Origin of the sequence: Nevskia ramosa DSM 11499, from assembly GCF_000420645.1 — a bacterium.
Classification (GTDB): domain Bacteria; phylum Pseudomonadota; class Gammaproteobacteria; order Nevskiales; family Nevskiaceae; genus Nevskia; species Nevskia ramosa.
The window spans coordinates 597,543-621,593 of record NZ_ATVI01000005.1; the positions used below are offsets into that span (position 1 = coordinate 597,543).

At 64.7% G+C, this 24,051-nt stretch carries 23 protein-coding genes; 7 read left to right on the forward strand and 16 right to left on the reverse strand.

The genetic code is table 11. The annotated features are described in order from the left end of the window. Window positions 1–110: 110 nt before the first annotated feature. Complete coding sequence (parE, locus tag G513_RS0103500) at window positions 111–2,051, forward strand: DNA topoisomerase IV subunit B (protein WP_022975440.1); 1,941 nt, start codon at window positions 111–113, stop codon at window positions 2,049–2,051. Between the two features lie 32 nt (window positions 2,052–2,083). Here parE and G513_RS21180 read toward each other — a convergent pair whose 3' ends face one another. The 5 genes from G513_RS21180 to nthA are packed head-to-tail and all read right to left on the reverse strand — an operon-like array spanning window position 2,084 to window position 4,800. Next, entirely contained in the window at window positions 2,084–3,136 is a 1,053-nt protein-coding gene (locus G513_RS21180) for a HoxN/HupN/NixA family nickel/cobalt transporter (protein WP_022975441.1), read from the reverse strand. Further along, a complete protein-coding gene (locus G513_RS21185) occupies window positions 3,130–3,504 on the reverse strand; it encodes a nitrile hydratase accessory protein (RefSeq protein WP_022975442.1) in 375 nt (124 codons plus the stop codon). The genes G513_RS21180 and G513_RS21185 overlap by 7 nt, the downstream gene beginning before the upstream one ends. Beyond that, window positions 3,501–3,854, reverse strand: coding sequence for an SH3-like domain-containing protein (locus tag G513_RS26340; protein ID WP_211219595.1), 354 nt, complete (start codon window positions 3,852–3,854; stop codon window positions 3,501–3,503). Before G513_RS26340 ends, G513_RS21185 begins: the two co-directional genes overlap by 4 nt. After that, the gene (locus G513_RS26345; RefSeq protein ID WP_211219596.1) at window positions 3,854–4,177 is read right to left on the reverse strand and encodes an SH3-like domain-containing protein; all 324 of its coding nucleotides are present in this window, start codon (window positions 4,175–4,177) and stop codon (window positions 3,854–3,856) included. The genes G513_RS26340 and G513_RS26345 overlap by 1 nt, the downstream gene beginning before the upstream one ends. Next, entirely contained in the window at window positions 4,174–4,800 is a 627-nt protein-coding gene (gene nthA / locus G513_RS0103520; protein ID WP_022975443.1) for a nitrile hydratase subunit alpha, read from the reverse strand. The genes G513_RS26345 and nthA overlap by 4 nt, the downstream gene beginning before the upstream one ends. A gap of 161 nt (window positions 4,801–4,961) precedes the next feature. Here nthA and G513_RS0103525 point away from each other — a divergent pair, with 161 nt between their 5' ends. Beyond that, window positions 4,962–6,503: an amidase gene (locus G513_RS0103525; protein WP_022975444.1), complete on the forward strand. Its 1,542-nt coding sequence runs from the start codon at window positions 4,962–4,964 to the stop codon at window positions 6,501–6,503. A 54-nt stretch (window positions 6,504–6,557) separates the two neighbouring features. On the opposite strand, the gene G513_RS0103530 is transcribed toward G513_RS0103525, so the two are convergent. The 4 genes from G513_RS0103530 to G513_RS25640 form a co-directional block, all read right to left on the reverse strand. Continuing rightward, on the reverse strand, window positions 6,558–8,096 hold the full coding sequence (locus tag G513_RS0103530; RefSeq protein WP_156891373.1) for a ShlB/FhaC/HecB family hemolysin secretion/activation protein: 1,539 nt from the start codon (window positions 8,094–8,096) through the stop codon (window positions 6,558–6,560). A gap of 117 nt (window positions 8,097–8,213) precedes the next feature. After that, complete coding sequence (locus G513_RS0103535) at window positions 8,214–8,591, reverse strand: hypothetical protein (protein ID WP_022975446.1); 378 nt, start codon at window positions 8,589–8,591, stop codon at window positions 8,214–8,216. Window positions 8,592–8,750: 159 nt separating this feature from the next. Beyond that, window positions 8,751–9,131, reverse strand: coding sequence for a hypothetical protein (locus tag G513_RS0103540; RefSeq protein ID WP_156891375.1), 381 nt, complete (start codon window positions 9,129–9,131; stop codon window positions 8,751–8,753). Window positions 9,132–9,201: 70 nt separating this feature from the next. Further along, window positions 9,202–9,345, reverse strand: coding sequence for a hypothetical protein (locus G513_RS25640; protein WP_169560490.1), 144 nt, complete (start codon window positions 9,343–9,345; stop codon window positions 9,202–9,204). An 82-nt stretch (window positions 9,346–9,427) separates the two neighbouring features. Between G513_RS25640 and parC the strand changes: the two genes are divergently transcribed. Then, window positions 9,428–11,677, forward strand: a complete 2,250-nt coding sequence (parC, locus tag G513_RS21195; protein WP_022975448.1) for a DNA topoisomerase IV subunit A — start codon at window positions 9,428–9,430, stop codon at window positions 11,675–11,677. A gap of 67 nt (window positions 11,678–11,744) precedes the next feature. Further along, window positions 11,745–12,617 carry a protease HtpX gene (htpX, locus tag G513_RS0103550; protein ID WP_022975449.1) on the forward strand — a complete coding sequence of 291 codons (873 nt, stop codon included), beginning with the start codon at window positions 11,745–11,747 and terminating at the stop codon, window positions 12,615–12,617. A 148-nt stretch (window positions 12,618–12,765) separates the two neighbouring features. Here the strand turns inward: htpX and G513_RS24630 are convergent, their stop codons facing one another. The 6 genes from G513_RS24630 to metG are packed head-to-tail and all read right to left on the reverse strand — an operon-like array spanning window position 12,766 to window position 18,950. Beyond that, window positions 12,766–14,034: an EAL domain-containing protein gene (locus G513_RS24630; protein ID WP_084711321.1), complete on the reverse strand. Its 1,269-nt coding sequence runs from the start codon at window positions 14,032–14,034 to the stop codon at window positions 12,766–12,768. Window positions 14,035–14,059: 25 nt separating this feature from the next. Then, window positions 14,060–15,070, reverse strand: coding sequence for an EF-P beta-lysylation protein EpmB (epmB, locus tag G513_RS0103560; RefSeq protein WP_022975451.1), 1,011 nt, complete (start codon window positions 15,068–15,070; stop codon window positions 14,060–14,062). Window positions 15,071–15,090: 20 nt separating this feature from the next. Next, window positions 15,091–15,804: an endonuclease III gene (nth, locus tag G513_RS21210; RefSeq protein WP_022975452.1), complete on the reverse strand. Its 714-nt coding sequence runs from the start codon at window positions 15,802–15,804 to the stop codon at window positions 15,091–15,093. 7 nt (window positions 15,805–15,811) lie between these two features. Further along, entirely contained in the window at window positions 15,812–16,453 is a 642-nt protein-coding gene (locus tag G513_RS0103570) for an RnfABCDGE type electron transport complex subunit B (protein ID WP_022975453.1), read from the reverse strand. Further along, entirely contained in the window at window positions 16,450–16,809 is a 360-nt protein-coding gene (locus tag G513_RS0103575) for a hypothetical protein (RefSeq protein WP_022975454.1), read from the reverse strand. The genes G513_RS0103570 and G513_RS0103575 overlap by 4 nt, the downstream gene beginning before the upstream one ends. Next, window positions 16,806–18,950, reverse strand: a complete 2,145-nt coding sequence (gene metG, locus G513_RS0103580) for a methionine--tRNA ligase (RefSeq protein ID WP_022975455.1) — start codon at window positions 18,948–18,950, stop codon at window positions 16,806–16,808. The genes G513_RS0103575 and metG overlap by 4 nt, the downstream gene beginning before the upstream one ends. Before the next feature lie 154 nt (window positions 18,951–19,104). Between metG and G513_RS0103585 the strand changes: the two genes are divergently transcribed. Continuing rightward, window positions 19,105–20,805 (forward strand): acetolactate synthase large subunit, encoded by a 1,701-nt coding sequence (locus G513_RS0103585; RefSeq protein ID WP_022975456.1) that lies wholly within the window; start codon window positions 19,105–19,107, stop codon window positions 20,803–20,805. Here the strand turns inward: G513_RS0103585 and sbcB are convergent. Next, window positions 20,802–22,247 carry an exodeoxyribonuclease I gene (sbcB, locus tag G513_RS0103590; protein ID WP_022975457.1) on the reverse strand — a complete coding sequence of 482 codons (1,446 nt, stop codon included), beginning with the start codon at window positions 22,245–22,247 and terminating at the stop codon, window positions 20,802–20,804. The two genes, G513_RS0103585 and sbcB, sit on opposite strands and share 4 nt — an antisense overlap. Before the next feature lie 87 nt (window positions 22,248–22,334). Here sbcB and apbC point away from each other — a divergent pair, with 87 nt between their 5' ends. Together apbC and G513_RS0103600 are read left to right on the forward strand one after the other, a co-directional pair. After that, window positions 22,335–23,417: an iron-sulfur cluster carrier protein ApbC gene (gene apbC / locus G513_RS0103595; RefSeq protein ID WP_022975458.1), complete on the forward strand. Its 1,083-nt coding sequence runs from the start codon at window positions 22,335–22,337 to the stop codon at window positions 23,415–23,417. A 17-nt stretch (window positions 23,418–23,434) separates the two neighbouring features. Further along, window positions 23,435–24,049 (forward strand): hypothetical protein, encoded by a 615-nt coding sequence (locus G513_RS0103600; RefSeq protein ID WP_022975459.1) that lies wholly within the window; start codon window positions 23,435–23,437, stop codon window positions 24,047–24,049. The last annotated feature ends 2 nt before the right edge of the window (window positions 24,050–24,051 follow it).

Consider the following 24,051-nt stretch of genomic DNA (forward strand, 5'->3'; position numbering starts at 1 on the left):
CGTCGAGCGGGGCAGGCGGCTGGACCAGCCGGCCTTGCGACGCGGCGGTCCATTGGGTACCGTCCCGCGTCTTTCGCAGCCCTGCGAACCCAAGTCTCCCGATTGCCCTGATGGCCACCCCGAACAACAACGCCTACGGCGCCGACCAGATCGAAGTTCTGAGCGGCCTGGACCCGGTGCGCAAGCGCCCGGGCATGTACACCGATACCTCGCGGCCGAATCATCTGGCGCAGGAAGTCATTGACAACTCGGTCGACGAAGCGCTCGCCGGCCACGCCAGGCGCATCGACGTGGTGCTGCTCGCCGACGGTTCGCTGAAAGTGTCGGACGATGGCCGCGGCATGCCGGTCGACATCCACCCGGAGCACGGCGTTTCCGGTGTCGAGCTGATCCTGACCAAGCTGCACTCAGGTGCGAAGTTCTCGAACAAGGCCTACGGCTTTTCCGGCGGTCTGCACGGCGTCGGCGTGTCGGTGGTCAATGCGCTGTCGAAAGTGTTGGAAGTGCGCGTGGTCCGCGGCGGTGGTGAGTGGCTGATCGGCTTCGCCGATGGTCACAAGGCCAGCGAACTGACCCGGGTCGGCGACGCACCGGTCAAGAAGAGCGGCACCACGGTGCATTTCTGGCCAGACGAAAAATACTTCGACTCGCCGAAGTTCTCGGTGCCGCGTTTGAAACAAGTTCTGCGCGCGAAAGCCGTGCTATGCCCGAATCTGAAGGTGACGCTCGACGATCAGGTCAACAATGAACAGACCGTCTGGCAGTACGAGAACGGCCTGCTCGACTACCTCAAGGATTCGCTGAACGGCGCCGAAGTGCTGCCCTCCGAGCCCTTCATCGGCAAGTTCGCCGCCAAGCGCGAAGAGGCCGAGTGGGCGCTGTGCTGGGTCAACGGCGGACCGGAAGCGGTCGCTGAAAGCTATGTGAATCTGATTCCGACAGCGCAGGGCGGCACGCACGTCAACGGTCTGCGTACCGGCCTGACTGAAGCGATCCGCGAATTCTGCGAGTTCCGCAATCTGCTGCCGCGTGGGTTGAAGCTGTCGCCGGACGATGTCTGGCAAGGCTGCAGCTACGTGCTCAGCATCAAGATGCTCGATCCGCAGTTCGCCGGCCAGACCAAGGAAAGGCTTTCGTCACGCGAGACCGCCGCCTTCGTTCAGGGCGTGGTCCACGACAGTTTCAGCGTCTGGCTGAACAAGCATCCGGAAGCGGGCGAACAGGTTGCCCAGCTGGTGATCGCCAACGCCAACGCGCGGATGAAGCTGGCCAAGCAGGTCGTCCGCAAGAAGATCACCAGCGGCCCGGCGCTGCCCGGCAAGCTGGCTGATTGCGTGCTCACCGATCTCAATCAGACCGAACTGTTCCTGGTCGAAGGCGACTCCGCTGGAGGTTCGGCGAAGCAGGCGCGGGACCGCGACACGCAGGCGATCATGCCGCTGCGCGGCAAGATCCTGAACAGCTGGGAAGTCGATGCCAACGAAGCGCTGGCGTCCGATGAGATTCACAACATCAGCGTCGCGATCGGCGTCGATCCAGGCTCGTCGGACATCACCGGCCTGCGTTACGGCAAGGTTTGCGTGCTCGCCGATGCCGACTCCGATGGTCTGCACATCGCCACGCTGCTTTGCGCGCTGTTCTTGAAGCACTACCGGCCGCTGATCAAGGCCGGCCATATCTACATCGCGATGCCACCGCTGTTCCGCATCGATGCCGGTAAGCAGGTGTTCTACGCGCTCGACGATGCCGAGCGAGAAGGCATCCTCGATCGCCTGCAGGCTGAAGGTAACAAGGCCAAGATCAACGTCACCCGCTTCAAGGGCCTGGGTGAGATGAACCCGCTGCAGCTCCGCGAAACGACGATGAGCCGCGACACCCGGCGTCTCGTTCAGCTGACCCTGGATGGAACCGTCGACACCGGTATTCCGGACGAGGAAGGTGCGGAAGTGCCGGTCACCGTCGACGCGATCATGGACATGATGCTGGCCAAGAAGCGGGCAGGGGATCGCAAATCCTGGCTGGAAGAGAAAGGCGACAAGGCGGAGATCTGAGTGCCGCTCCGTCACGGCACTGCGCAGCGTGCTCAGGCCGTGCGTCGAACCGGTAGTTCGTCGTAGCGCTTCCAGCGGTAGATCGCCGCCGACAGCAGCCAGCTGCCGATGAATACGCCGATGACGATGAACCCGATGTTCTCGAGCCCTGCGTCGAGTTGATCGACAACGGCGCGAATGCTTGCTGGCAAGTCGAGCTTGGTCGCCAGCAAGCCGATGACTTCGATGCCGCCGATGATCACCGCGACCAGAATCGACACGCTGGTGATCGTCAGGTTGTACCAGAGCTTGCGCACCGGATGATCGAAGGCCCAGCCGTAGGCGCCGACCATCAGCACACTGTCGGCGGTGTCGATCAGCACCATGCCGGCGGTGAACAGCGCCGGGAACAGCATCGCCGACCAGAGCGGGATGCCGTCGCTTGCATGGGTCGCGGCAATGCCGAACAGCGCGATCTCGGTGGCGGTATCGAAACCCAGACCGAACAGAAAGCCAACTGCGGCCATGTGCCAGCTCTTGCTGACCAACCTGAACAGCGGCCGGAAGATCCGCGCCAGCAAGCCGCGGCCAGCAAGCAGTAGGTCGAGATCGTCGTCATCGACGGTTTCGCCAGCGCGGACCCGAAGGAAGCTTTTCCAGACGCCTTTCAGGATCACCAGGTTGGTGACCGCGATCAGCATCAGAAAAAAGCCGGACACGCAGGTCGACAGGATGCTGCCGATCTCGCGATAGCCGTCCATTCGCGCCTGCATGGCCGATGCCGCGAGCACGATCGCGCCGACGGCAATGATGATCAGCGACGAATGCCCGAGCGAGAACCAGAAGCCGACTGTCAGCGGCCGCTTGCCTTCCTGCATCAGCTTGCGAACGACGTTGTCGATCGCCGCGATGTGGTCTGCGTCCACCGCGTGGCGCAGGCCGAACACATAGGCAAGCAAAGCAGTGCCGAGCAGGGCGGTGTTGCCCTGGAAGACCGCAAGGGTAAGCGCCCAGACCGTGATGTTGAGCCCGATCAGCAGTGCGAACAATGCGACCAGCTTGCTGCGCTGGCCCCCCGAGGCGTCGCTGAACGCCGCTTTCAGCAAACCAGCACCGGCTCGCGTCGCGCCACGTGGCTGTGGCGGCCGGTCGGGCGTTCGGCGATCTCGTGTTCCAGCGCGTGCAGCGTGTCGGGATCGGTCAAGCCCTTGGCGATCAGCAGCGTTTCCAGACTATCGACCCAGTGCTGGTAGTAGGTATCGCCGAGATCGGCATCGCCATTGGCCTTCACGGTTCTGATCGTTGCGCCGAGCGTTTCCGCCCACTCGTTCCAGGTGAAGGCGCCGCTCTGGTGGCTGCGGATCACTAGCGCGAAGATCTGCGCTTCCCAAGGCTCGCGGAACACCGGGCCGGAGGCGTCGGCGGGAATCGCCGGCAGATCGGCCGGCAAGGTGGGTACTTCGTGTTGGCTCATGCGGCCGGGTCCAGGTACGAGTCGAACAGGTCGATGTAGACCGAATCGATGGGCGAGGCATCCGGCCCCCAGAGTTCCTGGGCGCTGAAGCGGACGCTGAACACGTGCTGCGGCTGATGGCCGAGACCGTGGGCGACGGTGTCGTTGAACGAGAAGGTGCCGTTGTCCGCCCGGACCGTGCCGTGCTTGCCGCGGATGTAGCGCGGCAGCCGTGTGTGGTTGAGCGGATGGATGTTCTTCGCGATAACCGCATCGCCGGGGTTGAAGCGCGCGGCTTCGGTATTCGGCATCCGGGTCGATGCACCGGCGGCAAGCAGTGGCGCCACCATCTCCAGCGGCAGGGCAGGCATCAGTGCGGCTCCTTGCGGCCGGCAGCTGCGAGTTCGGCGACTTTCGCCATCATTTCGGCGTCGGTGATGGCGCCAGCGGATACCAGCAGGGCCTCGATCGAATGCAGCCAGTGCTCGTAGTACGAGGTGCGCAGATATTCGTGGCCCGGCATCCGCTCGATCTCGGCGCGAAACATGTCGACGTTGAAGAAGCCGCCAGCGAAGCCGCCGAAGAACAGCGCAAACACGCGCTTTTCCCAATCGGCATGAAACACTGGCTCCTGCGCTTCGCGGTCGATCGGCCCATAGGCCTGCATGCCGCCCATGTCGTGAACGCCATTCATGTCGAAGCTCCGGTGGTTTTCGGCAGGCCGGTGCCGATCATCGAATCGCGGGTCACCAGTTCGAGCAGTTCGGCTTCGCTCAGATGTTCGGTCCCGGCGGGCCGCTCTGGAAGCACGAAGTAGCGCAGCTCTGCATTGGAATCCCAGACCCGCACTTCGGTGGTCGCCGGGATCTCGACTCCGAATTCCTTGAGTACGCCGCGCGGGTCAATCACTGCGCGAGAGCGGTAGGGCGCGGATTTGTACCAGACCGGCGGCAGGCCCAGAGTTGGCCACGGATAACAGCTGCACAAGGTGCAGACCACCATGTTGTGGACGCCGGGCGTGTTCTCGACCACCACCATGTCCTCGCCCTGGACGCCGGAATAGCCGAGTTCGGCGATCGCCTTGCTGCCATCGGCGAGCAGGCGGGCCTTGTAGGCGGGATCGGTCCAGGCTTTGGCCACCACCTGCGCGCCATTGCGGGGGCCGATCTTCGTTTCGTAGGTGTCGACGATGGCATCGAGCGCCGCGGTGTCGACCAAGCCCTTCTCGGTCAGCAGGGCTTCGAGCGCCTTGACCCGCAGCACCACTTCGGGGAACGGCGCGTCGTGGCCGTGTGCATGGTCGTGATCCTTGGACATGGGCGCTTCCTATTTCGAGGAACGGCAGGTTCCGAAACTAGCTGCCGCGCAAGCCAGCCGTCAATCGGGGGGCGGCACGCGCTTGCGTTGATGCCGGTCGGCGGCAGAATCTTCCGCCATCACCCGTGTCAGGCCCATCCGGATCAGGAGTCGCCCGCCTCATGAAGAAGCCCACTCACGATGAAATGGCCGAGGTTGCCCGCGATCTCGGCATGCACATGTCGGCCGCCGAAATCGATACCTTCCTGGGGCTGATGGACGGTACGGTCGCCGCCTATTCGGCGCTCGAGGACCTACCGGACGAACTGCCAATCGTGAAGTACCCGCGAACGCCGGGCTATCAGCCGCCGCCAGACGAAAACCCTTACAACGCGTGGTACGTGAAAAGTCGCATCGAAGGTGCGCCTACTGGTCCGCTTAAGGGCAAGACCTTCGCGATCAAAGACAACATCTGCGTCGCAGGCGTGCCGATGATGAACGGTTCGTCGACGCTGCAGGGTTACCTGCCGGATGTCGATGCCACGCTCGTGACCCGCATCCTCGACGCCGGCGGCACTGTACTCGGCAAGTCGCATTGCGAACACTTCTGCTTCTCCGGCGGCAGCCATACCGGCTCGCTCGGGCCGGTGATCAATCCGCACAAGCCCGGCTATTCGTCCGGCGGTTCGTCATCGGGCAGTGCGGCGCTGGTGGCGGCCGGCGATGTCGATATGGCGATCGGCAGCGACCAGGGTGGCTCGATCCGGATGCCGTCGTCGTGGTGCGGCACGGTCGGCATGAAGGCCACCCACGGCCTGGTGCCGTACAGCGGCATCATGGCCATCGAGGCGACGCTCGACCATATCGGTCCGATCACCGCGACGGTCGCCGACAACGCCTTGCTGCTTGACGTGATCGCCGGCTCCGACGGACTGGACCCGCGTCAGATCGAGGTCAGGCGAGGCGATTACCTTGGTGCCTTGAACCAGTCGGTGAAGGGCATGCGCATTGGCGTGGTTCGCGAAGGCTTTGGCCACGCCAATTCGGAAGCGGATGTCGATGCCGCCGTGAGGAAGGCGGCAGCGCAGTTCGGAGCATTGGGCGCCACAGTCGAAGAAGTGTCGATTCCGATGCACACGGTCGGCATGATCATCTGGTCGTCGATCGCCCATGAGGGCGCGACCACCCAGATGATGCACGGCAACGGTTTCGGTTTTAACTGGAAGGGCCTCTACGTCACCAGCCTGCAGCGCGCCCACGACGCCTGGCGGCAGCGAGCCGATGAACTGTCGGACACGGTCAAGTTGACGATCCTGTTCGGCCACCACGTGCTGAAGAAGTATCGCGGCCATCACTATGCCAAGGCCCAGAACCTCAATAGACGCTTGCGGGCGGCCTATGACGAGGCGCTGTCAAGCTACGACCTGTTGCTGATGCCGACCACACCGATGAAGGCGACGAAAATTCCGCCGGCCGACTGTGGCCCGGAGGAAAGCTGTGCGCGCGGCCTGGAGATGATCGCCAACACCGCCCCCTTCGATGCCAGCGGCCACCCGGCGATCTCGATCCCCTGCGGTACATCTAAGGGCCTGCCGATCGGTCTGATGTTGATCGGCAGGCATTGGGACGAAGCGACGATCTACCGCGCCGCGCACGCCTATGAGCAGTCGGTCGGCGGTGGTGCAACGGCTGGCCGAAAGCAAACTGGCCGCCGGCGTCGCTGATCGCCGGATTGATCCGATCCGCGAGGGAAGACGGCGGTCGGCCCTGCGGTTGACCTAGTAGGTAATGCTCAGCCGTGCACCGAGCCGGCGCTCGTCGTCGGCGAGTAGCGACGGTCCCGAAGCCAGGACCGGCTCGGCGACGAAACCGGTGAACTCCACCGTGCTGCCCAGTCGCACGGTCGCTTCGAGGCCAACCGCTGCGCGTTCGGCGGTGCCGGCCGTGACCGGTGGCGGATCGCGGAAACGGGCAGCGCCGTATTCGGCGAACAGGGTCGGTTCGAATGACAGCCAGCCCAGAGCCCAAGGCCGATGGTTGATCGTGGCGCGCGCGCGCCAGCCCTGATCACCAGCCGCCGTGCCGGGCTCGAAAGCGCGCTGGGCGTCGCCGCCGAGCACCACCTGTTCGTTCTGCGGCAGCGCCGCCGAGGTGAACTGGGCGGAAGCTTCGATCGACGGCGTGAACGCTGCGTCCGGCTGATAGCTCAGACGGATGGCCGGCCGGGCCATCGAGAACTGGCCGCGTCCGCCACCACCGGCCGGCACGAACGGCGAAGAGGTGAAGCCCTGGCTCAGATCGACGCCGCCCTGCAGTTCGAAGATATGGCTGTTGCCGACCGCGAACCGGGTGGCGCCGCTGACCACGATATTGGCCTTGGTGTAGCGCTCAGTCAGCAGGCGTTGATCGTCGAAATCGAAGGTCTGCTGCACGCGGGCAACGCGCAGGCTCAGGGTGACGCGTTCCGTGTAGGTGGCATGCAGCGGCACCAGCCAGGAAACGCCGGCTTCGGAGATTTCGCCATCCAGTCCTGCCGGGAAAACGGTACCCATGGCATCGATCGCCGGCACCTTCGGCTTGAGTTCGACATAGCGGCCGTCGACGCCGAGCACGCCGGCGGTGGTGACCCGGGTCAACGAGCCCGAGGCTTCGTGATAGGGGCCGCTCTGGTCGTCGCGCAACTGTGGTGGACGCACTGCCGCGCCGATACCGACCAGCGCTTCGGTGCCATCGCCCCATGAGTAGCGGGCCTGACCATCGGCGATATAGCGGCCGGAATAGCGATTGCCGTTGGTCGCGAAGCCGGCGCGCAGCTGCAGGCGATCGCGGCCATCGGTCGGGTTGTCGATGACCAGCTTCGAGGAATCCGGGCCGTCCGGGACCAGCTGCATCTGATAGTTGTCACCGGCACGTTCGCTGAGCGAATCGGCCAGCACGCGGCGTTTTTCAAGATCGGCGGCGGTGACGAAGCGCTTCTTTTCGATGCCGGCGAAGTACGCCTTGATTCGGGGTGAGGCTTCCACCGAGCTGATCCTGCCGCGCTGCACTTCGATGTACAGCGTCGAGCCGTCGACGCCGTAACGGGTCAGCGCGGCCGGATAACCGAGCAGGTAGCAGCTGGCACCGAGGCCGCGGACGATCTCTGCCGGGGTCGTGGCGACAGACGCCACACGCACCACCTGAGCCGTACCGAGCTTGCAGAAATCGGCGACGTAGAAAGTCAGCGCGCCGGCCTGGACCTTCAACTTGGCGTAAGGGCGAATTTCTGCCGCCGGCACCATCTGCGGTTCAGCCGGCGGGGGCAGGGCTATGGCCAAGGTGCGGATCCTGATTGGGAAATGACGGCACGGCGGAAAGATCGACGATGCCCGAATACGAAAAGCCCGGCACGCTGCCGGGCTTTTCGAGACTGCTTAAAATACTGCCAGCCGCGCTTACCGGCCGGTGGTCAGCGTGATCGTCAGCGGGCTGGCCATCGTGACCTTGACGCCGACTTCGCCCTGGATGTTGACCAGGTCTGCATTCAGGAACGCCGGGCCAGGCAGCGGCACGATGATGGTCTGCGTGGTGGCTTGCTGCGGCGAGGTGCGAAGCAGGGCCGGCGGCAGTGCGTTGGCGACGTTGGCAACGCCAGCGACGGTGTCATTGGCGATATCCGGCAGCGCCTTGACGATGTTGCCCAGCGAAACGCCTGGCTCGGCGAGCACGGCCTTCACGACCAGAAGGGTGTTCTGGACGATCGGTCCGCCAGCCTGCGCTGGGATCGACATCACTGAGGCGAGGGCGGCGGCAGCAAACAGGGTCTTCTTCATTACAAATCTCCTTTGGTTCAGTCTGAGCCCGAATCCGTTTGGGGGGTTGGACACATCAACAGATGCAGCAGGGGGTGAAATCGTTATTTTGCAGCGACATCGAAAACGACAAAACCGGCATCGAGTGCCGGTTTCGTTATCCGTCGACCGCTTGAGTCCTTACTGCGGACCCGTGGTCAGCGTGAAGGTGACTGGGCCCGATGCGCCGACCTTGACGCCGATGCGGTCCGGCAGGTTGACCAGGGTCATGTTCAGGAATTCCGGGCCCGGCAGCGGCACGATGACGGTCTGCGTGGTCGACTTCACCGGCTGATTGGTCAGAATCGGCACCAGCGCGTTGACGAAGTTCAGACCGAGCGGCGGCAGCTTGCCGACGATCAGGGCACGGTCGGTCAGCAGCGTCGTGAGGGTCAGGCCAGGGGCCTGCAGGACGGCAACGCCGGTTCCCACCAAACCGCGTACCAGACCAACGGGTTCAGCTTGTGCGGCTGTGGCAAACAGGGCTGACGTCGCAACTGCAGCAATCAAGATCTTTCTCATGGGTTTCCTCGGTGTTCCCTGTGCCAGAATTTTTAGTTGTCACGCTTTGAACGAGCGTTTGGCAACGTTATCAGCCGTTTGTCGCGCTGTCGATGCCGTTGACCCCCGGAATGATTGATTTTTTCCATGCCGAAAAGTGAACGCTCGTTGCCTGACGCTCGATTACAACATCAAGCCGACGATCGTCATGGTTGCCGCGCGCCTGCTCGGACATGGTCAAATACGGCCCCTCCGGATGCCCCGGCCCCGCTGCATCAGGGCCCGGTGATGATCGCTGCCGCTGACCCAGCCTGAACATGACCCCAATCGAACCGACTGAAACCGAACGCCTGCCTTTGCGGCTGTTCGCCGAAAAGGCATATCTCGACTACTCGATGTACGTCGTGCTGGACCGCGCCCTGCCGCACGTCGCCGACGGCCTGAAGCCGGTCCAGCGCCGCATCATCTATGCGATGAGCGAGCTGGGCCTGAGCTCGACCTCGAAGCCGAAGAAATCTGCCCGTACCGTCGGCGACGTGATCGGCAAGTTCCATCCGCATGGCGACAGCGCCTGCTACGAAGCGATGGTGACGATGGCCCAGCCATTTGCCTATCGCTACCCGCTGGTCGATGGCCAGGGCAACTGGGGTTCGGCGGATGATCCGAAATCGTTCGCGGCGATGCGCTACACCGAAGCCAAGCTGACCCCGTATGCGTCGACCCTGCTCGGCGAACTGGAAATGGGTACTTCGGACTGGGTGCCGAACTTCGACGGCACGCTGCAGGAGCCGAAGCTGCTGCCGGCGCGGCTGCCGAACATCCTGGTCAACGGCACCACCGGCATCGCCGTCGGCATGGCCACCGACATCCCGCCGCACAATCTTCGCGAGCTGGCGCTGGCCTGCAAGCTGCTGCTGAAGAATCCGAAGACCACGCTCGACGAGCTGATGACCGTGCTGCCGGGCCCGGATTTCCCGACCGGCTGCGAAATCATCAGCGAGCCGGCCGAGCTGCGGAAGCTGTACGACACCGGCAACGGCATGGTCCGCATGCGTGCGCGCTGGGAGCGCGAGGACGACAACGTCGTCATCACCCAGCTGCCGCACCAGGTCTCACCGGCCAAGATCCAGGAGCAGATCGCCGAGCAGATGCGGGCCAAGAAGCTGCCGCTGGTCGAGGATCTGCGCGATGAATCCGATCACGAGAACCCGACCCGCATCGTCATCATCCCGCGCTCGAACCGGGTCGACATCGATGCGCTGATGACCCATCTGTTCGCGACCACCGATCTCGAGAAATCGGTGCGCGTGAACCTGAACATGATCGGCCTCGACGGCCGGCCGCGGGTCAAGAAGCTGCCGGAAATCCTCAGCGAATGGCTGGTCTACCGCGTGGCGACGGTCAAGCGCCGTCTCGAATACCGCCTGAAGAAGGTCAACGAGCGCCTGCACATCCTCGATGCCTTGCTGATCGCCTTCCTGAACATCGACGAGGTGATCCGGATCATCCGCTACGAGGAAGACCCGCACGCCGAGTTGATGGCGCGCTTCGGCCTCAGCGACATCCAGGCCAACGCGATTCTCGATCTGCGTCTGCGTCACCTGCAGAAGATCGAGGAGATGCAGATTCGCGGCGAGCAGGCCGAACTGGCTGCCGAACGCGCCAAGCTCGAAGACCTGCTGGCCTCGGAAACCAAGCTGCGCAATCTGGTCGGCAGGGAAATCGACGAGGACGCCAAGAAGTACGGCGACGATCGCCGCTGCCCGCTGGTCGCCCGCGCGCCGGCCGTGGCGCTGGAAGCGACGGAAATCCTGCCCAGCGAGCCGATCACCGTGGTGCTGTCGAAAGCCGGCTGGATCCGCGCCGCCAAGGGCCACGAAGTCGACGTCACCGGCCTGAGCTACAAGACCGGCGATGAATACCTGACTTCGGTGGCCGGGCGTACCAATCACCTGCTGATCCTGCTCGACTCGAAAGGCCGTGCCTACACGCTGAACCCACGCGAACTGCCGAGCGCACGTTCGCAGGGCGAGCCGGTGACCACCAAGCTCGATCTGCAGGACGGCGCCAACATCATCGCGCTGATCGCCGGCGACGCGAGCGAGCGCTACATGCTGGCCGGCAGCGATGGCTATGGCTTCTACGCCAAGCTCGACGATCTGCAGGGCCGCAACAAGGCCGGCAAGGCCTGCCTGACCCTGGAAGGCACGCCGCTGCCGCCAATGCAGTTGAAGAAGCCGGCCGAGGAGCGGATCGCCGTTGCCACTGCCGAAGGCCGCCTGCTGGTATTCCCGGCCAGCGAACTGCCGGAACTGGCCAAGGGCAAAGGCAACAAGCTGATCGGGCTCAAGGGTGAGGACCGCATCGTCGCTGCCTGCGTGCTGCCAGCCGGTTCGGGGCTGGAAGTCACCAGCCTGAAGCGCCGCCTGACGATCAAGGCCAGCGATCTGGAATCCGGCTATCACGGCGCTCGCGCGTCCCGCGGCAATCCCCTGCCGCGTGGCTATCAGAGAGTTGACGCGATGAGCGCGGTGGCCAGTGGCCGTACCGGTGAGTCTGCTGCCTGAGCCTCTTGAGAATCGATAGTCAGCCGCCAATATTCCCGAACCTGAACACGCATCACGGAATGCAGCCATGAAACGCATCGGTCTTTTCCTGCTCACCAACATCGCAATCATGCTGGTACTGTCGGTGGTCGTCAGCCTGCTCGGCGGCGACCGCTTCCTGACCCAGAACGGTCTGAACCTCGGCAGCCTGCTGATCTTCTCGGCGGTGTTCGGCATGGGCGGCTCGTTCATCTCGCTGGCAATGTCGAAGTGGATGGCCAAGCGCTCCACCGGTGCCGTGGTCATCGAGCAGCCGAAGAGCGCCGCCGAAGCCTGGCTGCTGGCGACCGTCGAACGCCAGGCCCGCGCGGCCGGCATCGGCATGCCGGAAGTCGCGGTCTACGACGCGCCGGAAATCAACGCTTTCGCTACCGGCATGTCGAAGAACAATGCGCTGGTCGCGGTATCGACCGGCCTGCTGCGCTCGCTGAACCAGGACGAGACCGAAGCCGTGCTCGGCCACGAGATCGCCCACGTCGCCAACGGCGACATGGTCACGCTGACCCTGATCCAGGGTGTGCTCAATACCTTCGTGATCTTCCTGTCGAGAGTCATCGGCTACGCGGTGGATTCGGCGCTGAAGCGCAGCGACGATCGCGGCGGCCCGGGCATCGGCTACTACGTCACCTCGTTCGTCATGCAGATCGTGCTCGGCTTCGCGGCCTCGATCGTCGTCGCCTGGTTCTCGCGCCGCCGCGAATTCGCTGCCGATGCCGGCGGCGCGCACTACGCCGGCAAGCGCAAGATGATCGCCGCGTTGCAGAAGCTGAAAGCCCAGCACGAGCCATCGACCTTGCCGCAGGGCATGCAGGCGTTTGGTATTGCCAGCGAGGTGAAGAGCTTGTTCATGACGCATCCCCCGCTTGAAGAGCGCATCGCTCGACTTCAGGCGTCAGCCTGATGGGGGGATGCTGCTCCCGATCGCCTTGCGACCGATCCCCGAGTAAAGCGTTCGGGGGCCCTCGGTCGGTGGCGATCGTGAGCACCCGCCTTGGGAACTTTTGCGACAAAAAAGGCGACCCTCGGGTCGCCTTTTTGCTGCGCGCCGCTCAGCGCTTCACCCCTAGATCCTCGCCGAGCATCACCACCTCGGGCTCCTGCACGTGGTAGCCCTGGATGAAGTGGATGCCCATCTGCCAGAGCTTGGCCATCATGTCGGCGCGCTCGACGTGGCTGACGATGGTTTTCATCCGATGCTGCTTCGCGGCTTCGATCAGATCGCCGAGCCGTTTCTGGACTTCGCGATCGGCGAATGACTGCGTGTACGAGGCGTGGAATTTCAGGAACTGGGCCGGGATGTAGTCGAGCATCTGCCGGGAGTTGCTGCCGACGCCGAAGTGTTCGATGGCGACACCGGCGCCGAGTTCGACCAGTTCCCGGGTCAGCGCGCGGGCTTTGCGGATGTGATTCTGCAGCACCAGTTCCTGGGCCTGGAAGACCACTTCGCTTGCCTTGAGCCGCTGACCGTCGAGCAGGCCGCGCAGCCAGAGGATGAAGGCTTCGGCATCGCGCACGGTGTCTTCGGACAGCTTGATGAACAGCGTGGCCGCATCGCGGGTGCCGCGACGACGCTGGACGATATCGAGCGCCGTGGCGATCACCCAGCGATCGACCGAGCGCATCAGATTGAATTTCTGGGCAGCCGGCAGGAACTCCGTGGCGCGCCACTCGCGGCCGTCTTCGTCGACCATGCGCACCTGCAGATCGAAGTGGGTATGGCGGCCACCTTCGAGGCTGGCGATCGACTGGAAGGCCAGCCGCATTCGGTCCTCGGCGAGCGCGCGGCGGGTCAGGCCGGCGATGCGCGCGTCCTCGCGATCGTTCTGCACCGCGGGTGCGATCACGCCGACGCCGATCACCGTGTTGCCGCCCTTCAGCGAAGCCGCACGCGCTTCGCCGACCAGCTTGTGGAGCATCGCGTCGAGCGTGTCGGCGGTGCCGGTCTGGAACCAGGCGAGCGTGACCGAGAGTTGTACCTCCTGATCGCGGATCGTGAAGATTTCCTCGTGCAGCTCGCGGCGCAGGGTTTCGGCCAGCCGCTCGATGCCGGCGAGATCGGCGCGCTGCAGGATCAAACCGGTTTCGTCGATCGACAAGGCATAGCGCGCATCGTCCGGCGTCAGTCGTGTGTTGATCGCCGCCGAGACCAGCCCGGCCAGCGCTTCGGCCTCGACGAAGCCGATGCGCTCTTCGATGCCGGCCCAGCCGTCGATATGCAGTAGCAGCGCGGCGCGCACGCTACCCGGTGCAGGCGAGGATGCGGCGAGCGCCGCGCGGAATGCGGCCCGGGACGGGGCGGGCTCGCGCGGCAGATTCATGACCGTGGCGTGATGGGCAGCGCCGCTACCACGGCAGCTGGGTCTTGGCCGGCTCGCCGGCGATTTCGCGGACCAGACGCGGCACCAGATAGCCCGGCAAGCGCGCCGCCAGCTCCCGCATGATCGTCTGTGCTGTCAGTTCACTCACGTCGAAATGTGCGGCGCCTGCCACCCGGTCGAGGACGTGAAGATAGTAGGGCAACACGCCGGCGGCCAGCAGCCGCTCGGACAGCTCGGCCTGTGCGTCCGTCGTGTCGTTGACGCCCCGCAACAGCACGGCCTGGTTCAGCAATTGCGCGCCGGTGCTGCGCAGCGCGACACAGGCGGCGATCACCGAGTCGTCGATCTCGTTGCCGTGGTTGGCATGCAGCACGATGATCTTCTGCAGACGGCTCGCCGTGAGCCAGCGGAGCAGCGCGCCGTCGACCCGTTCCGGCAACACCACCGGCACTCGCGTGTGCAGGCGCAGGCGGCGGATCCACGGTCGGGTGTCCAGCGCGTCGGCGAACACGGCGAGCTTGTCGTCGGAGAGCGCCAGCGGATCGCCGCCGGACAGGATCACTTCCTCGATCGAGTGATCGGCGTCGAGTTCGGCCAGCGTCTCGCGCCATTGGCCACGTGCGGCCATGGCATCGCCATACGGGAAGTGACGCCGGAAGCAGTAGCGGCAGTTCACCGCGCAGGCACCGGTGGCGATCACCAGCGCCCGGCCGCGGTACTTGTGGATCAGCCCGCCACCTTTCAGCTTGGCCATGTCGCCGACCGCGTCGACGCCGTAGCCAGGCACCTCGTCCGCTTCGGCCGGCCGTGGCCAGATCTGCAGGAACAGCGGGTCGTTCGGGTCGCCAGGCCGCATGCGTGCCACGAAGCTGCGCGGCACCCGGATCGGAAAGTCGTGGAGATGCTCGGCGGCGAGCGCGGGATGCGCGGCGTCGATTCCCAGCGCCGCCAGCAGATCCGCCGGCCGCGTGATCGCATCGGCAAGCAGGGCCTGCCAGCGCGGGCGGTTCAGCGTCGGGGAAAGGCCGTCATCCATGCGTGTGTGTCCGGGTTGGGTCAACGCGCTGCAGTTTTGCGGGCTGTAGGTTTCCTTCTGACCACCGGCTTGCCCTTCAGTGCCGTTGCCGTGTCGCCTGCTGCCGGGGTCTTCGCCGTGTAGCCGCAGAGATCGACGATCGAGCAGCGCCAGCATTCCGGCTGCCGCGCCTTGCAGACGTAGCGGCCGTGCAGGATCAACCAGTGATGAGCGTTGAGCAGGAACTCCTTGGGCGTCACTTTCTCCAGCTTCGCGGCGACCTTGTCGGCGGTCTTTTCCGGTGCCAGGCCGGTGCGGTTGGCGATCCGGAAGATATGCGTGTCGACGGCGATCGTCGGTACGCCAAAAGCGACGTTCAGCACCACGCTCGCGGTCTTCGAGCCGACGCCGGGTAGCGCCTCGAGTGCGGCGCGATCGTTCGGCACCACGCCGCCGTGCCGCGCCAGCAGCAGCTCGCAAAGCTTGATGACGTTCTTCGCCTTGGTCTGATAGAGGCCGATGGTCTTGATGTAGTCGCGCAGCTTGGCCTCGCCGAGCGCCAGGATCGCTTCCGGCGTGCTGGCGATCGGCCACAGCTTCTCGGTGGCCTTGTTGACGCTGACATCGGTGGCTTGCGCCGAGAGCACCACGGCCACCAGCAGTTCGAAACTGTTGCGATAGACCAGTTCACTGCGCGGGTCCGGATTGGCGGCGGCGAGGCGACGGTAAAGCTCGATGCGGTTTTCCAGTTTCATGAGGAATTCAGGGCTGGGTCTGCTGTCTGCGCAGCCGCGCGCGGGCGATTGCGGCGCCGATGTCGATCTCCTTCGCCTGCGCCGCCAGCACTTCGCCACGGCGCAGCCGGCGGGCTTCATCGCGCTGCTCGCGCTCACGGGCCAGACGAACCTTGCGTCGCTCGTGCAGCTTGCGCCAGCGCTCGGCCATCGCCGCGGCCGGCGTCAGCGTGGCGGGCCGAACTTCGAGCGAGATGCAGTCGACCGGGCAGGGTGGCAGGCACAGATCGCAGCCCGAGCAGTCCTCGTCGATCACCACGTGAAGGAATTTCGGCGCGCCGAAAATCGCATCGACCGGGCAGACCAGCACGCACTTGTAGCAGCCGATGCAGCGCGTCTCGTCGATCACCGCGATGGTCTGGATCAATGCCTGGTCGACGGTCAGCGGTGCATCTTCCGGCCATACCGCAGGGTCCGGCGACAGTGGCGCCAGTTCAAGCGCGGTGGCCAGTGCGGTGATCGTCGCCAGTCCGCCGGGCGGGCAGCGATTCAGCGTCGTGCTGTTGTTGGCTAGCGCCTCCGCGTAAGGCCGACAGCCATCGAAGCCGCAGCGGCGGCACTGTGTCTGCGGCAGCAGTGCATCGAGGCGAGTGACCAGATCGCCGATCATTTCAGCGATTCAAGGTACATCCGACGGGCCAGCGTCGCCGCGACCACGGCCGCTGCGAGTTCGATCAGCAGTAGTCGCAGCACCGGCCAGGACGGCAGCGCCAAGGCCAGCAGCGCGTAGCCCAGCCCGGCCAGGAACGCGCCGCCGAAACACAGCGCACACAGCGCCAGCATCGCGGTCAGCCGGGTCGGGCGGCCGAAGCTGCCGGCGATCAGGAACAAACCGGCGCCGGCCAGCATCGCGCCGATGATCGGGTTCGCGCGGTCAGTGCCCCAGGCGCTCAGGCCGAGGGCGATCAGCACGGCACCGGTCGCAGTGCAGTAAAGCTTCGCCGCGAACGTGAGGTCCAGATTCACTTCACCTTCATGCCCGGCTGCGCGCCGTCATCCGGCGCGAGCAGGAACGGGCCACCTTCGTCACCGCTGGCCGCCAGCACCATGCCTTCGGACATGCCGAAGCGCATCTTGCGCGGCGCCAGATTGGCGACCATCACGGTCAGCCGGCCGACGAGTTTTTCCGGCGGATAAGCGCTCTTGATGCCGGCAAACACCTGCCGCTTGCCGAGCGCGCCGAGATCGAGTGTCAGCCGCAGCAGCTTGTCCGCACCTTCGACGCTTTCGGCGTTTTCGATGCGGGCGATGCGCAGATCGATCCTGGCGAAGTCTTCGATGCTGGCGTGGGTGGCGTCGCCGGCTTGGCTTGCTGTCGGAGCAGCCACCGCGGCCGGAGCTGGTTTCGCAGGCTTGGCTTTAGGCGCTCCTGTTGCGGTTGGCGCAAGGCTTTCGGTGGATGCAGCGATCATTGCCTTGATTGCAGCCGGGTCGATACGCGTTGCCAGCGGTTCGAAGGTCCGCACCGCGTAGCCGAGTTGAGCCGCCTTGATTCCGCGACCGGCTGCATCGCCCAGGAAGTGCAGCGCCTTGGTCGTGAGGGTCGGCAGCACAGGCGCCAGCAGTACGGTCAGAACCCGGAAGATCTCGACGAACGCCGTCGTCGATTCATGAAGCGCAGTGCGGACTTCATCCGCCGAAGTGAACGATATCTCGCGGCCGGTTTTGGTGCGGAAAGGCCCGAGGCTGTTCTGTTCGATCAGCTTGGCCAGCGACCAGGGTTCGACATCCTGAATCCATTGATTGGCGGTGTCGGCCAGTGCCATGGTCTGGCGCAGGGCTTCAGCATAATCACGGCGGGCATAGGCTTCGAACACGGCGTCGGGCTTGGCGCCGAAGTAATTCGCCAGCGTTTCCGTGATCTCTGCCGAAAGCGTTGACGACAACTGCCCTGAGAAATACTTGTTCAGGAACGGTGCACAACGACTGGCAATATTCACGTACTTGCCCACGATGTCGCTGTTCACGCGCGCCACGAAGTCATCGAGATTGAGATCGAGATCGTCAACGCCATCCGACAGCTTCGCCGCGAAGTAGTAGCGCAGATATTCCGGGTTCAGACCAGCATCCAGGTAGGTGCGCGCCTTGATGAACGTCCCGCGCGACTTGCTCATCTTCGCGCCGTTGACGGTCAGATAGCCGTTGACCGATAGGCCGGTCGGCTGGCGATGACCGGCGCCTTTCAGCATCGCCGGCCAGAACAGGCCGTGGAAGTTGATGATGTCCTTGCCGATGAAGTGCCACATCTCGGCGGTGGAATCCGGGCCGATGAACTCGGCGAGCCTGGCTTCGTCGTTGCCGAGCAGGGCGCTCAGGCTGGCGAAGTAGCCGATCGGCGCATCGAGCCAGACGTAGAAATACTTCCCCGGCGCATCCGGAATCTCGAAGCCGAAGTACGGCGCATCGCGCGAGATATCCCAGTCGCGCAGGCCGCCATCGAGCCATTCACGGAGCTTGGCCTTGACGCTGGAATGCACTTGGGCGTGTTCCAGCCACTGCTGAACTTCGGTTTGCACTTCAGGTTTAGACAGCGTGAAGAAGTAGTGCTCGGATTCCTTCAGCACTGGAGTCGCGCCAGAAACCACGGACTTCGGGTTCTTGAGGTCGGTCGGCCCGTAGGTCGCGCCGCAGTTTTCGCAGTTGTCGCCGTACTGGTCGGCGGTGCCGCACTTCGGGCATTCGCCTTTGATGTAACGATCCGGCAGGAACATTTCCTTGACCGGGTCGTAGGCCTGCTCGATGAAGCGGCTGGCGATGTAGCCCTTCGCTTTCAGCTTCGTGTAGATGGATTCCGACAGCTTCCGGTTCTCGTCCGAATGCGTCGAATGGTAGTGATCGAAGGCCACGCCGAAGGCCGCGAAATCGGCCGCGTGGGATTCCTGCATGCCGGCGATGAACGCTTCCGGGGCAACGCCGGCCTTCTCGGCGGCCAGCATGATCGGCGTGCCGTGGGCGTCGTCGGCGCAGACGTAAGTCACCTCATTGCCGCACATGCGCTGGAAGCGCACCCAGATGTCGGCCTGGATGTAGCCGACCATGTGGCCGAGGTGCAGCGGGCCGTTGGCGTAGGGCAGCGCGTTGGTGACGAGAATCTTTCGGGCGGACATGGTGCGAGGGCGGCTTGAAACGAGGCGCGATTATCGCACGCAGGCTCGGTCTTTCTGGTTGGGTTCGCCGGCCGGCTGAACTGCGGCGAGGCGATCCAGTCCAAGCCACGCATGCCCGGACCGCCGCCATGCTCAGACAGGTAGACCCAACTCCATGAACGATGCAAAGGCCGTTGACTCGGCAACGGATGGCAAGACCATCAAGGCCGCCGAGCTGTTCGTACGCTGCCTTGAAGCCGAAGGCGTCGAAATCATCTTCGGCCTGCCCGGTGAGGAAAACGCCGATCTGATGATCGCGCTGCTGGATTCGAAGATCCGCTTCATCCTGGTGCGCCACGAGCAGGCAGCGGCGTTCATGGCCGATGTCTACGGCCGTCTGACCGGGCGCGCCGGCGTCTGTCTGGCCACGCTCGGGCCGGGCGCGACCAATCTGGTCACCGGGTTGGCCGACGCCAATCTCGACCGCTCGCCGGTGGTCGCGATCATCGGCCAGGGTTCGACGCGCCGGCTGCACAAGGAAAGCCACCAGAACATGGACGCGATCGCGATGATGCGGCCGATCTCCAAGTGGGCGCAGTCGATCATCGCCGCCGATTCGATCCCGGAAATCCTGCGCAAGGCGTTCAAGCTCGCGGAGGCCGAGAAGCCTGGCGTCTGCGTCATCGAACTGCCGGAGGATGTGGCCAAGCATCAGATCGTCGGCACGCCGATGCCGGTCTACAGGACGCGCAGGCCGACAGCGGATGCCCGAGCCGTCGAACAGGCGGTGGCGATCCTGGCCAACGCCAAGAACCCGGTGATCCTCGCCGGCAACGGCGCGCTGCGGGACCGTGCTGCCGTACAGCTGAGCGCCCTGGCCCACAAGACCGGCCTGCCGGTGTTCAACACCTTCATGGGCAAGGGCGCGCTGACGCGTTCGGACCCGCACAACCTGTTCACCATCGGCCTGCAGGCGCACGACTACGGCAATCAGGCGATGGCGTCCGCCGACGCGGTGCTGGTGATCGGCTATGACCTGGTCGAATACAGCCCGCAGTTCTGGAATGCCAAGCGCGACAAACAGATCATCCACGTCGATTTTCTGCCCGCCGAGGTCGATCAGGATTACGCCGTGTCGGCCGATGTGGTCGGCGACATCGCCGGCACCCTGGCGCAGATCAGCGCGCTGCTCGATCGCGATTACAGCGCGCGGTTGCCGCTGCACGACATCGGCAAGTGGCAGCCGCTGCGCGAGCAGATCGCTGCCGATCACGGCTGCGAACGCAATGACACCGGGTTTCCGATCAAGCCGCAGAAAGTGCTCTGGGACGTGCGCGAGTTTCTGAAGGCGGACGACATCCTGCTATCCGATGTCGGCGCCCACAAGCTGTGGATCGGCCGCTATTACCCGGCGGAAACGCCAAACAGCGTGATGATCTCCAACGGCTTCTGCTCGATGGGCTTCGCGCTGCCCGGCGCCATCGGCGCCAAGTTCGCCGCGCCTGAAAAGCGCGTTCTGGCGATCTGCGGCGACGCCGGCTTCCTGATGAACCTGCAGGACCTGGAAACTGCCGTCCGCTACCAGCTCAACATCGTCGTGATGATCTGGGTCGACGGCAGCTACGGCTTGATCGAATGGAAGCAGCAGAACGAGTTCGGCAAGCACTTTCCGCTTGAATTCAGCAATCCGGACTTCGAACTGCTGGCGCAATCATTTGGCTGCTGGGGCCGCACCCTGACGACGACCGGGCAACTGCCAGGCGCGCTGGAAGAAGCGTTCCGCCAGCCCGGCCCGGCGCTGATCGCGGTGCCGGTGGACTACCGCGAGAACGTGAAGCTGACCGAGCGCATGGGGCAGCTGGTGGCCAAACTTTAACTGCGCAGCAAAGCCTCCAAACCCGATTCTTCCGGCCACACCGCCAGCTGCGCCAGCACCCGTAGCCGCTCTGGATTGCCTTCGCGTTCCGCCAGCATCGCGACCTGTTCGCGGTAGGCGTTCAGGGTCAGGCTGGCGACGCCGGTGTCGTAGCGCAGCTTGCCGGCGACGAAGTCCTGCCAGCGCGCGCGTTCGTCTTCGTCGAGCGTGTCCGGGTAGTGGCGGGCGCGGTAGCGGAACAACAACTCGTCGTAGCGTGAGTCGGCAAAGCTGCCGTGCAGGCGGGCGATGGTGTCCGGACCGGCGTTGCGCACTCTCGCCAGGCGCGGCTTGTCGGCATCGGGCAGGAAGCCGCCGTACAGCGACAGCTCCGGATCGGCCCAGTCACGCGGCTCCTGGGTGAACACTTCGCGAACCTTGTCTCGCAGCGCATCACCGGCAGCGAGCAGCCGGGCCTGATTGGCGAGACAGGCGGCAATATCGATGCCCCAGCGCTCGGCATCCGCGCCACGCAGCGTGGCGAGCGGCGACAGCATCGGCGACTTGTTCAGGTGCACGCCTTTCAGCGGCAGGCGGGTGAGGCCATCGGGCAGATCGTCGTTCGAGGCGAAGACGCGATCGCGAAGATCGTCGGCATCGAGTTCCAGCAGTTCGTCGATGTCGCAGCTCAGATCGAAAGTCAGCACGCAGTTGCTGTTGGTCGGGTGCATCGCGATCGGCGCGATCACCGCCATGCAGCCGCGCATGGCCGGAATCTTCGAGGACACGTGGACGACCGGCGCCATCTCGTGGACGTTGAGCAGGGTCGCTGCGAATTTCTTGTCACGCAGTTTCAGTGCGTGCTCGAACAGCCGCGGCTGCGCGGTCTTCAGGCGCTTGGCGACGGCGATCGTGGCATCGACATCGCTGAGCGCGTCGTGGGCTTTCTCGTGGACCAGGCCATTGGCCTTGCTGAGACGTTCCAGCTTGAAGGTGGTGGCGCCATTGTCGCCGACCGGCCATTCCAGCCCCTGCGGCCGCAGCGCATGCCAGAGGCGAACGACATCGATCAGATCCCAGCGCGAGTTGCCGCCGCGCCATTCGCGCAGATAGACCTCGTGGAAGTTGCGATAGAGCAGATAGCGGGTGACTTCGTCATCGAAGCGGATCGAGTTGTAGCCGGCTGCGCAGCTGCCGGGCACGCTGAACAGCTCGTCGATCTGGCGCGCGAACTCGTACTCGGGCAGGCCTTCATCGCGGGCCTGCTGCGGGGTGATGCCGGTGATCAGGCAGGCTTCCGGATGCGGCAGCACGTCGATCGCAGGCGCGCAGAAGATCACCAGCGGCTCGCCGATCGACTCCAGGTTTTCATCGGTACGCCGAGCGGCGAACTGCGAGGGGCGATCGCGGGCCGGGTCGGTGCCGAAGGTTTCGTAGTCGTGCCAGACGAAGCTGAAGCTCATGAGGGAGTAAGTGAGTGCTGGGCGGACGGGCGAGGGCGGCGGAATGCGAGACAATAGCGCAGCCTTTCCACCGTTCGTGAACCGCCCGTGCCCGCTACCCGCGAATCCTTGCTTGCTGCGCTCGATAGCTACATTCATCCGCTGATCGGCCGCGGCCTGGTCAGTGCCGAATGCATTGCCGAACTGACGCCGGGCGACAGCCCGCAGGTCGCCATCGAACTCGGTTTCCCGGCGGCCGGCATCGCGGCCGGTATCGTCGATGACGTGAAAGCGCTGCTGCTGGCCGCCTGTGGTGTCGAGGTCCAGGTGCGTATTGGCTGCCGGGTGCTGCCCCAGGCAGTGCAGAAAGGCCTGAACCCGCTGCCGGGTGTCGCCAATATTCTCGCGGTGGCGTCGGGCAAGGGCGGCGTCGGCAAGTCGACGGTGGCTGTCAATCTGGCGCTGGCGCTGCAGGCGGAAGGTGCGCGGGTCGGCATCGTCGACGCCGATGTCTACGGGCCGTCACAGCCGCTGATGCTCGGTTCGCGCGAGCGACCGAGCTCGCCGGACGGCAAGCGCATCAACCCGATCATCGCGCACGGCCTGCAGGCGATGTCGATCGGCTTCCTGCTCAAGGACGATGCCCAGCCGGCTGTCTGGCGCGGGCCGATGGCGACGCAGGCACTGACCCAGATGCTGACCGACACCGTCTGGGACGATCTTGATTACCTGATCGTCGACATGCCGCCGGGTACTGGCGATATCCAGCTCAGTCTTTCCCAGAAAGTCCCGGTGGCCGGCAGCGTCATCGTCACCACGCCGCAGGACATCGCGCTGCTCGACGCCCGCAAGGGTCTGGAGATGTTCCGCAAGGTCGGCATTCCGGTGCTCGGCGTGGTCGAGAACATGGCGACTCATGTCTGCACCAACTGCGGCCACGAGGAAGCGATCTTCGGTATCGGCGGCGGCGACAAGCTGGCGCGGGAAGCCGGTACCGAACTGCTCGGCCAGATGCCGCTCGACATGCGCATTCGTCTGCAGGCCGACAGCGGCAATCCGACCGTCGCCGCCGATCCGTGCTCCGAACTGAGCCTGCGCTACCGCGACATCGCCCGCCTGGCCGCCGCGCGTCTGGCCTACGGCGTGGCTGGCGAACTGGCCTTCCCGAACCTGTCGATCAGCGACGACTGATCCTTGTCCGCCCCGCGATGCTGAACCGGTCCGTCAGCTGGGTCTGGATCGCGCTGGCGCTGGCTGCGTGGGGTGGCTGGAATGCCTGGACGCATCGCGAAGTCGCGCAGCCGCCGGGCGTGCTGGTCGCTGAAGCCCCTGCCCAGACGGTGCTCTCTGGCGATGAGGCCGCGCCATTCGAGCATCGCGGTTATCGACTGACGCCGCTGGCGGGTTTCGCGCTCGAAGCGCGCGTGCTGACGACCGAAAGCTATCGCTTCGACCGGCTGGCTGGGCTGGTGCCCGTCGACGTCGGTCTTGGCTGGGGCGCGATGTCCGATAGCGCCGTGCTGGCACGAATCGAGCTCAGCCAGAGCGGGCGTTTCATGTACTGGCACGTCGCGCAGTTTCCGATTCCCGAGCAGCAGATCATCAATAGTGCCGCGAACATGCACCTGATCCCGGCGACGCCGGTGATTGCGCGGCGGATTTCAGCGCTCAGGCGTGGTCAGCTGATCAGCCTGCGCGGGCGGCTCGTCGAAGCCGTGGCGCCGAACGGCATGCAGATTCGCAGCTCCTTGCGCCGCGACGATACCGGCGCCGGCGCTTGCGAAGTCATCTGGGTCGAAGACCTCGAAGTGCTTCAGCGATAATC

Coding starts and splice junctions, on each gene's coding strand:
- parE (WP_022975440.1), top strand. CDS start 111: ATGGCCACCCCGAACAACAACGCCTACGGCGCCGACCAGATCGAAGTT.
- G513_RS21185 (WP_022975442.1), bottom strand. CDS start 3,504: ATGAGCCAACACGAAGTACCCACCTTGCCGGCCGATCTGCCGGCGATT.
- G513_RS26340 (WP_211219595.1), bottom strand. CDS start 3,854: ATGCCTGCCCTGCCGCTGGAGATGGTGGCGCCACTGCTTGCCGCCGGT.
- G513_RS26345 (WP_211219596.1), bottom strand. CDS start 4,177: ATGAATGGCGTTCACGACATGGGCGGCATGCAGGCCTATGGGCCGATC.
- nthA (WP_022975443.1), bottom strand. CDS start 4,800: ATGTCCAAGGATCACGACCATGCACACGGCCACGACGCGCCGTTCCCC.
- G513_RS0103525 (WP_022975444.1), top strand. CDS start 4,962: ATGAAGAAGCCCACTCACGATGAAATGGCCGAGGTTGCCCGCGATCTC.
- G513_RS0103535 (WP_022975446.1), bottom strand. CDS start 8,591: ATGAAGAAGACCCTGTTTGCTGCCGCCGCCCTCGCCTCAGTGATGTCG.
- G513_RS0103540 (WP_156891375.1), bottom strand. CDS start 9,131: ATGAGAAAGATCTTGATTGCTGCAGTTGCGACGTCAGCCCTGTTTGCC.
- G513_RS25640 (WP_169560490.1), bottom strand. CDS start 9,345: ATGTCCGAGCAGGCGCGCGGCAACCATGACGATCGTCGGCTTGATGTT.
- parC (WP_022975448.1), top strand. CDS start 9,428: ATGACCCCAATCGAACCGACTGAAACCGAACGCCTGCCTTTGCGGCTG.
- htpX (WP_022975449.1), top strand. CDS start 11,745: ATGAAACGCATCGGTCTTTTCCTGCTCACCAACATCGCAATCATGCTG.
- G513_RS24630 (WP_084711321.1), bottom strand. CDS start 14,034: ATGAATCTGCCGCGCGAGCCCGCCCCGTCCCGGGCCGCATTCCGCGCG.
- epmB (WP_022975451.1), bottom strand. CDS start 15,070: ATGGATGACGGCCTTTCCCCGACGCTGAACCGCCCGCGCTGGCAGGCC.
- nth (WP_022975452.1), bottom strand. CDS start 15,804: ATGAAACTGGAAAACCGCATCGAGCTTTACCGTCGCCTCGCCGCCGCC.
- G513_RS0103570 (WP_022975453.1), bottom strand. CDS start 16,453: ATGATCGGCGATCTGGTCACTCGCCTCGATGCACTGCTGCCGCAGACA.
- metG (WP_022975455.1), bottom strand. CDS start 18,950: ATGTCCGCCCGAAAGATTCTCGTCACCAACGCGCTGCCCTACGCCAAC.
- G513_RS0103585 (WP_022975456.1), top strand. CDS start 19,105: ATGAACGATGCAAAGGCCGTTGACTCGGCAACGGATGGCAAGACCATC.
- sbcB (WP_022975457.1), bottom strand. CDS start 22,247: ATGAGCTTCAGCTTCGTCTGGCACGACTACGAAACCTTCGGCACCGAC.
- G513_RS0103600 (WP_022975459.1), top strand. CDS start 23,435: ATGCTGAACCGGTCCGTCAGCTGGGTCTGGATCGCGCTGGCGCTGGCT.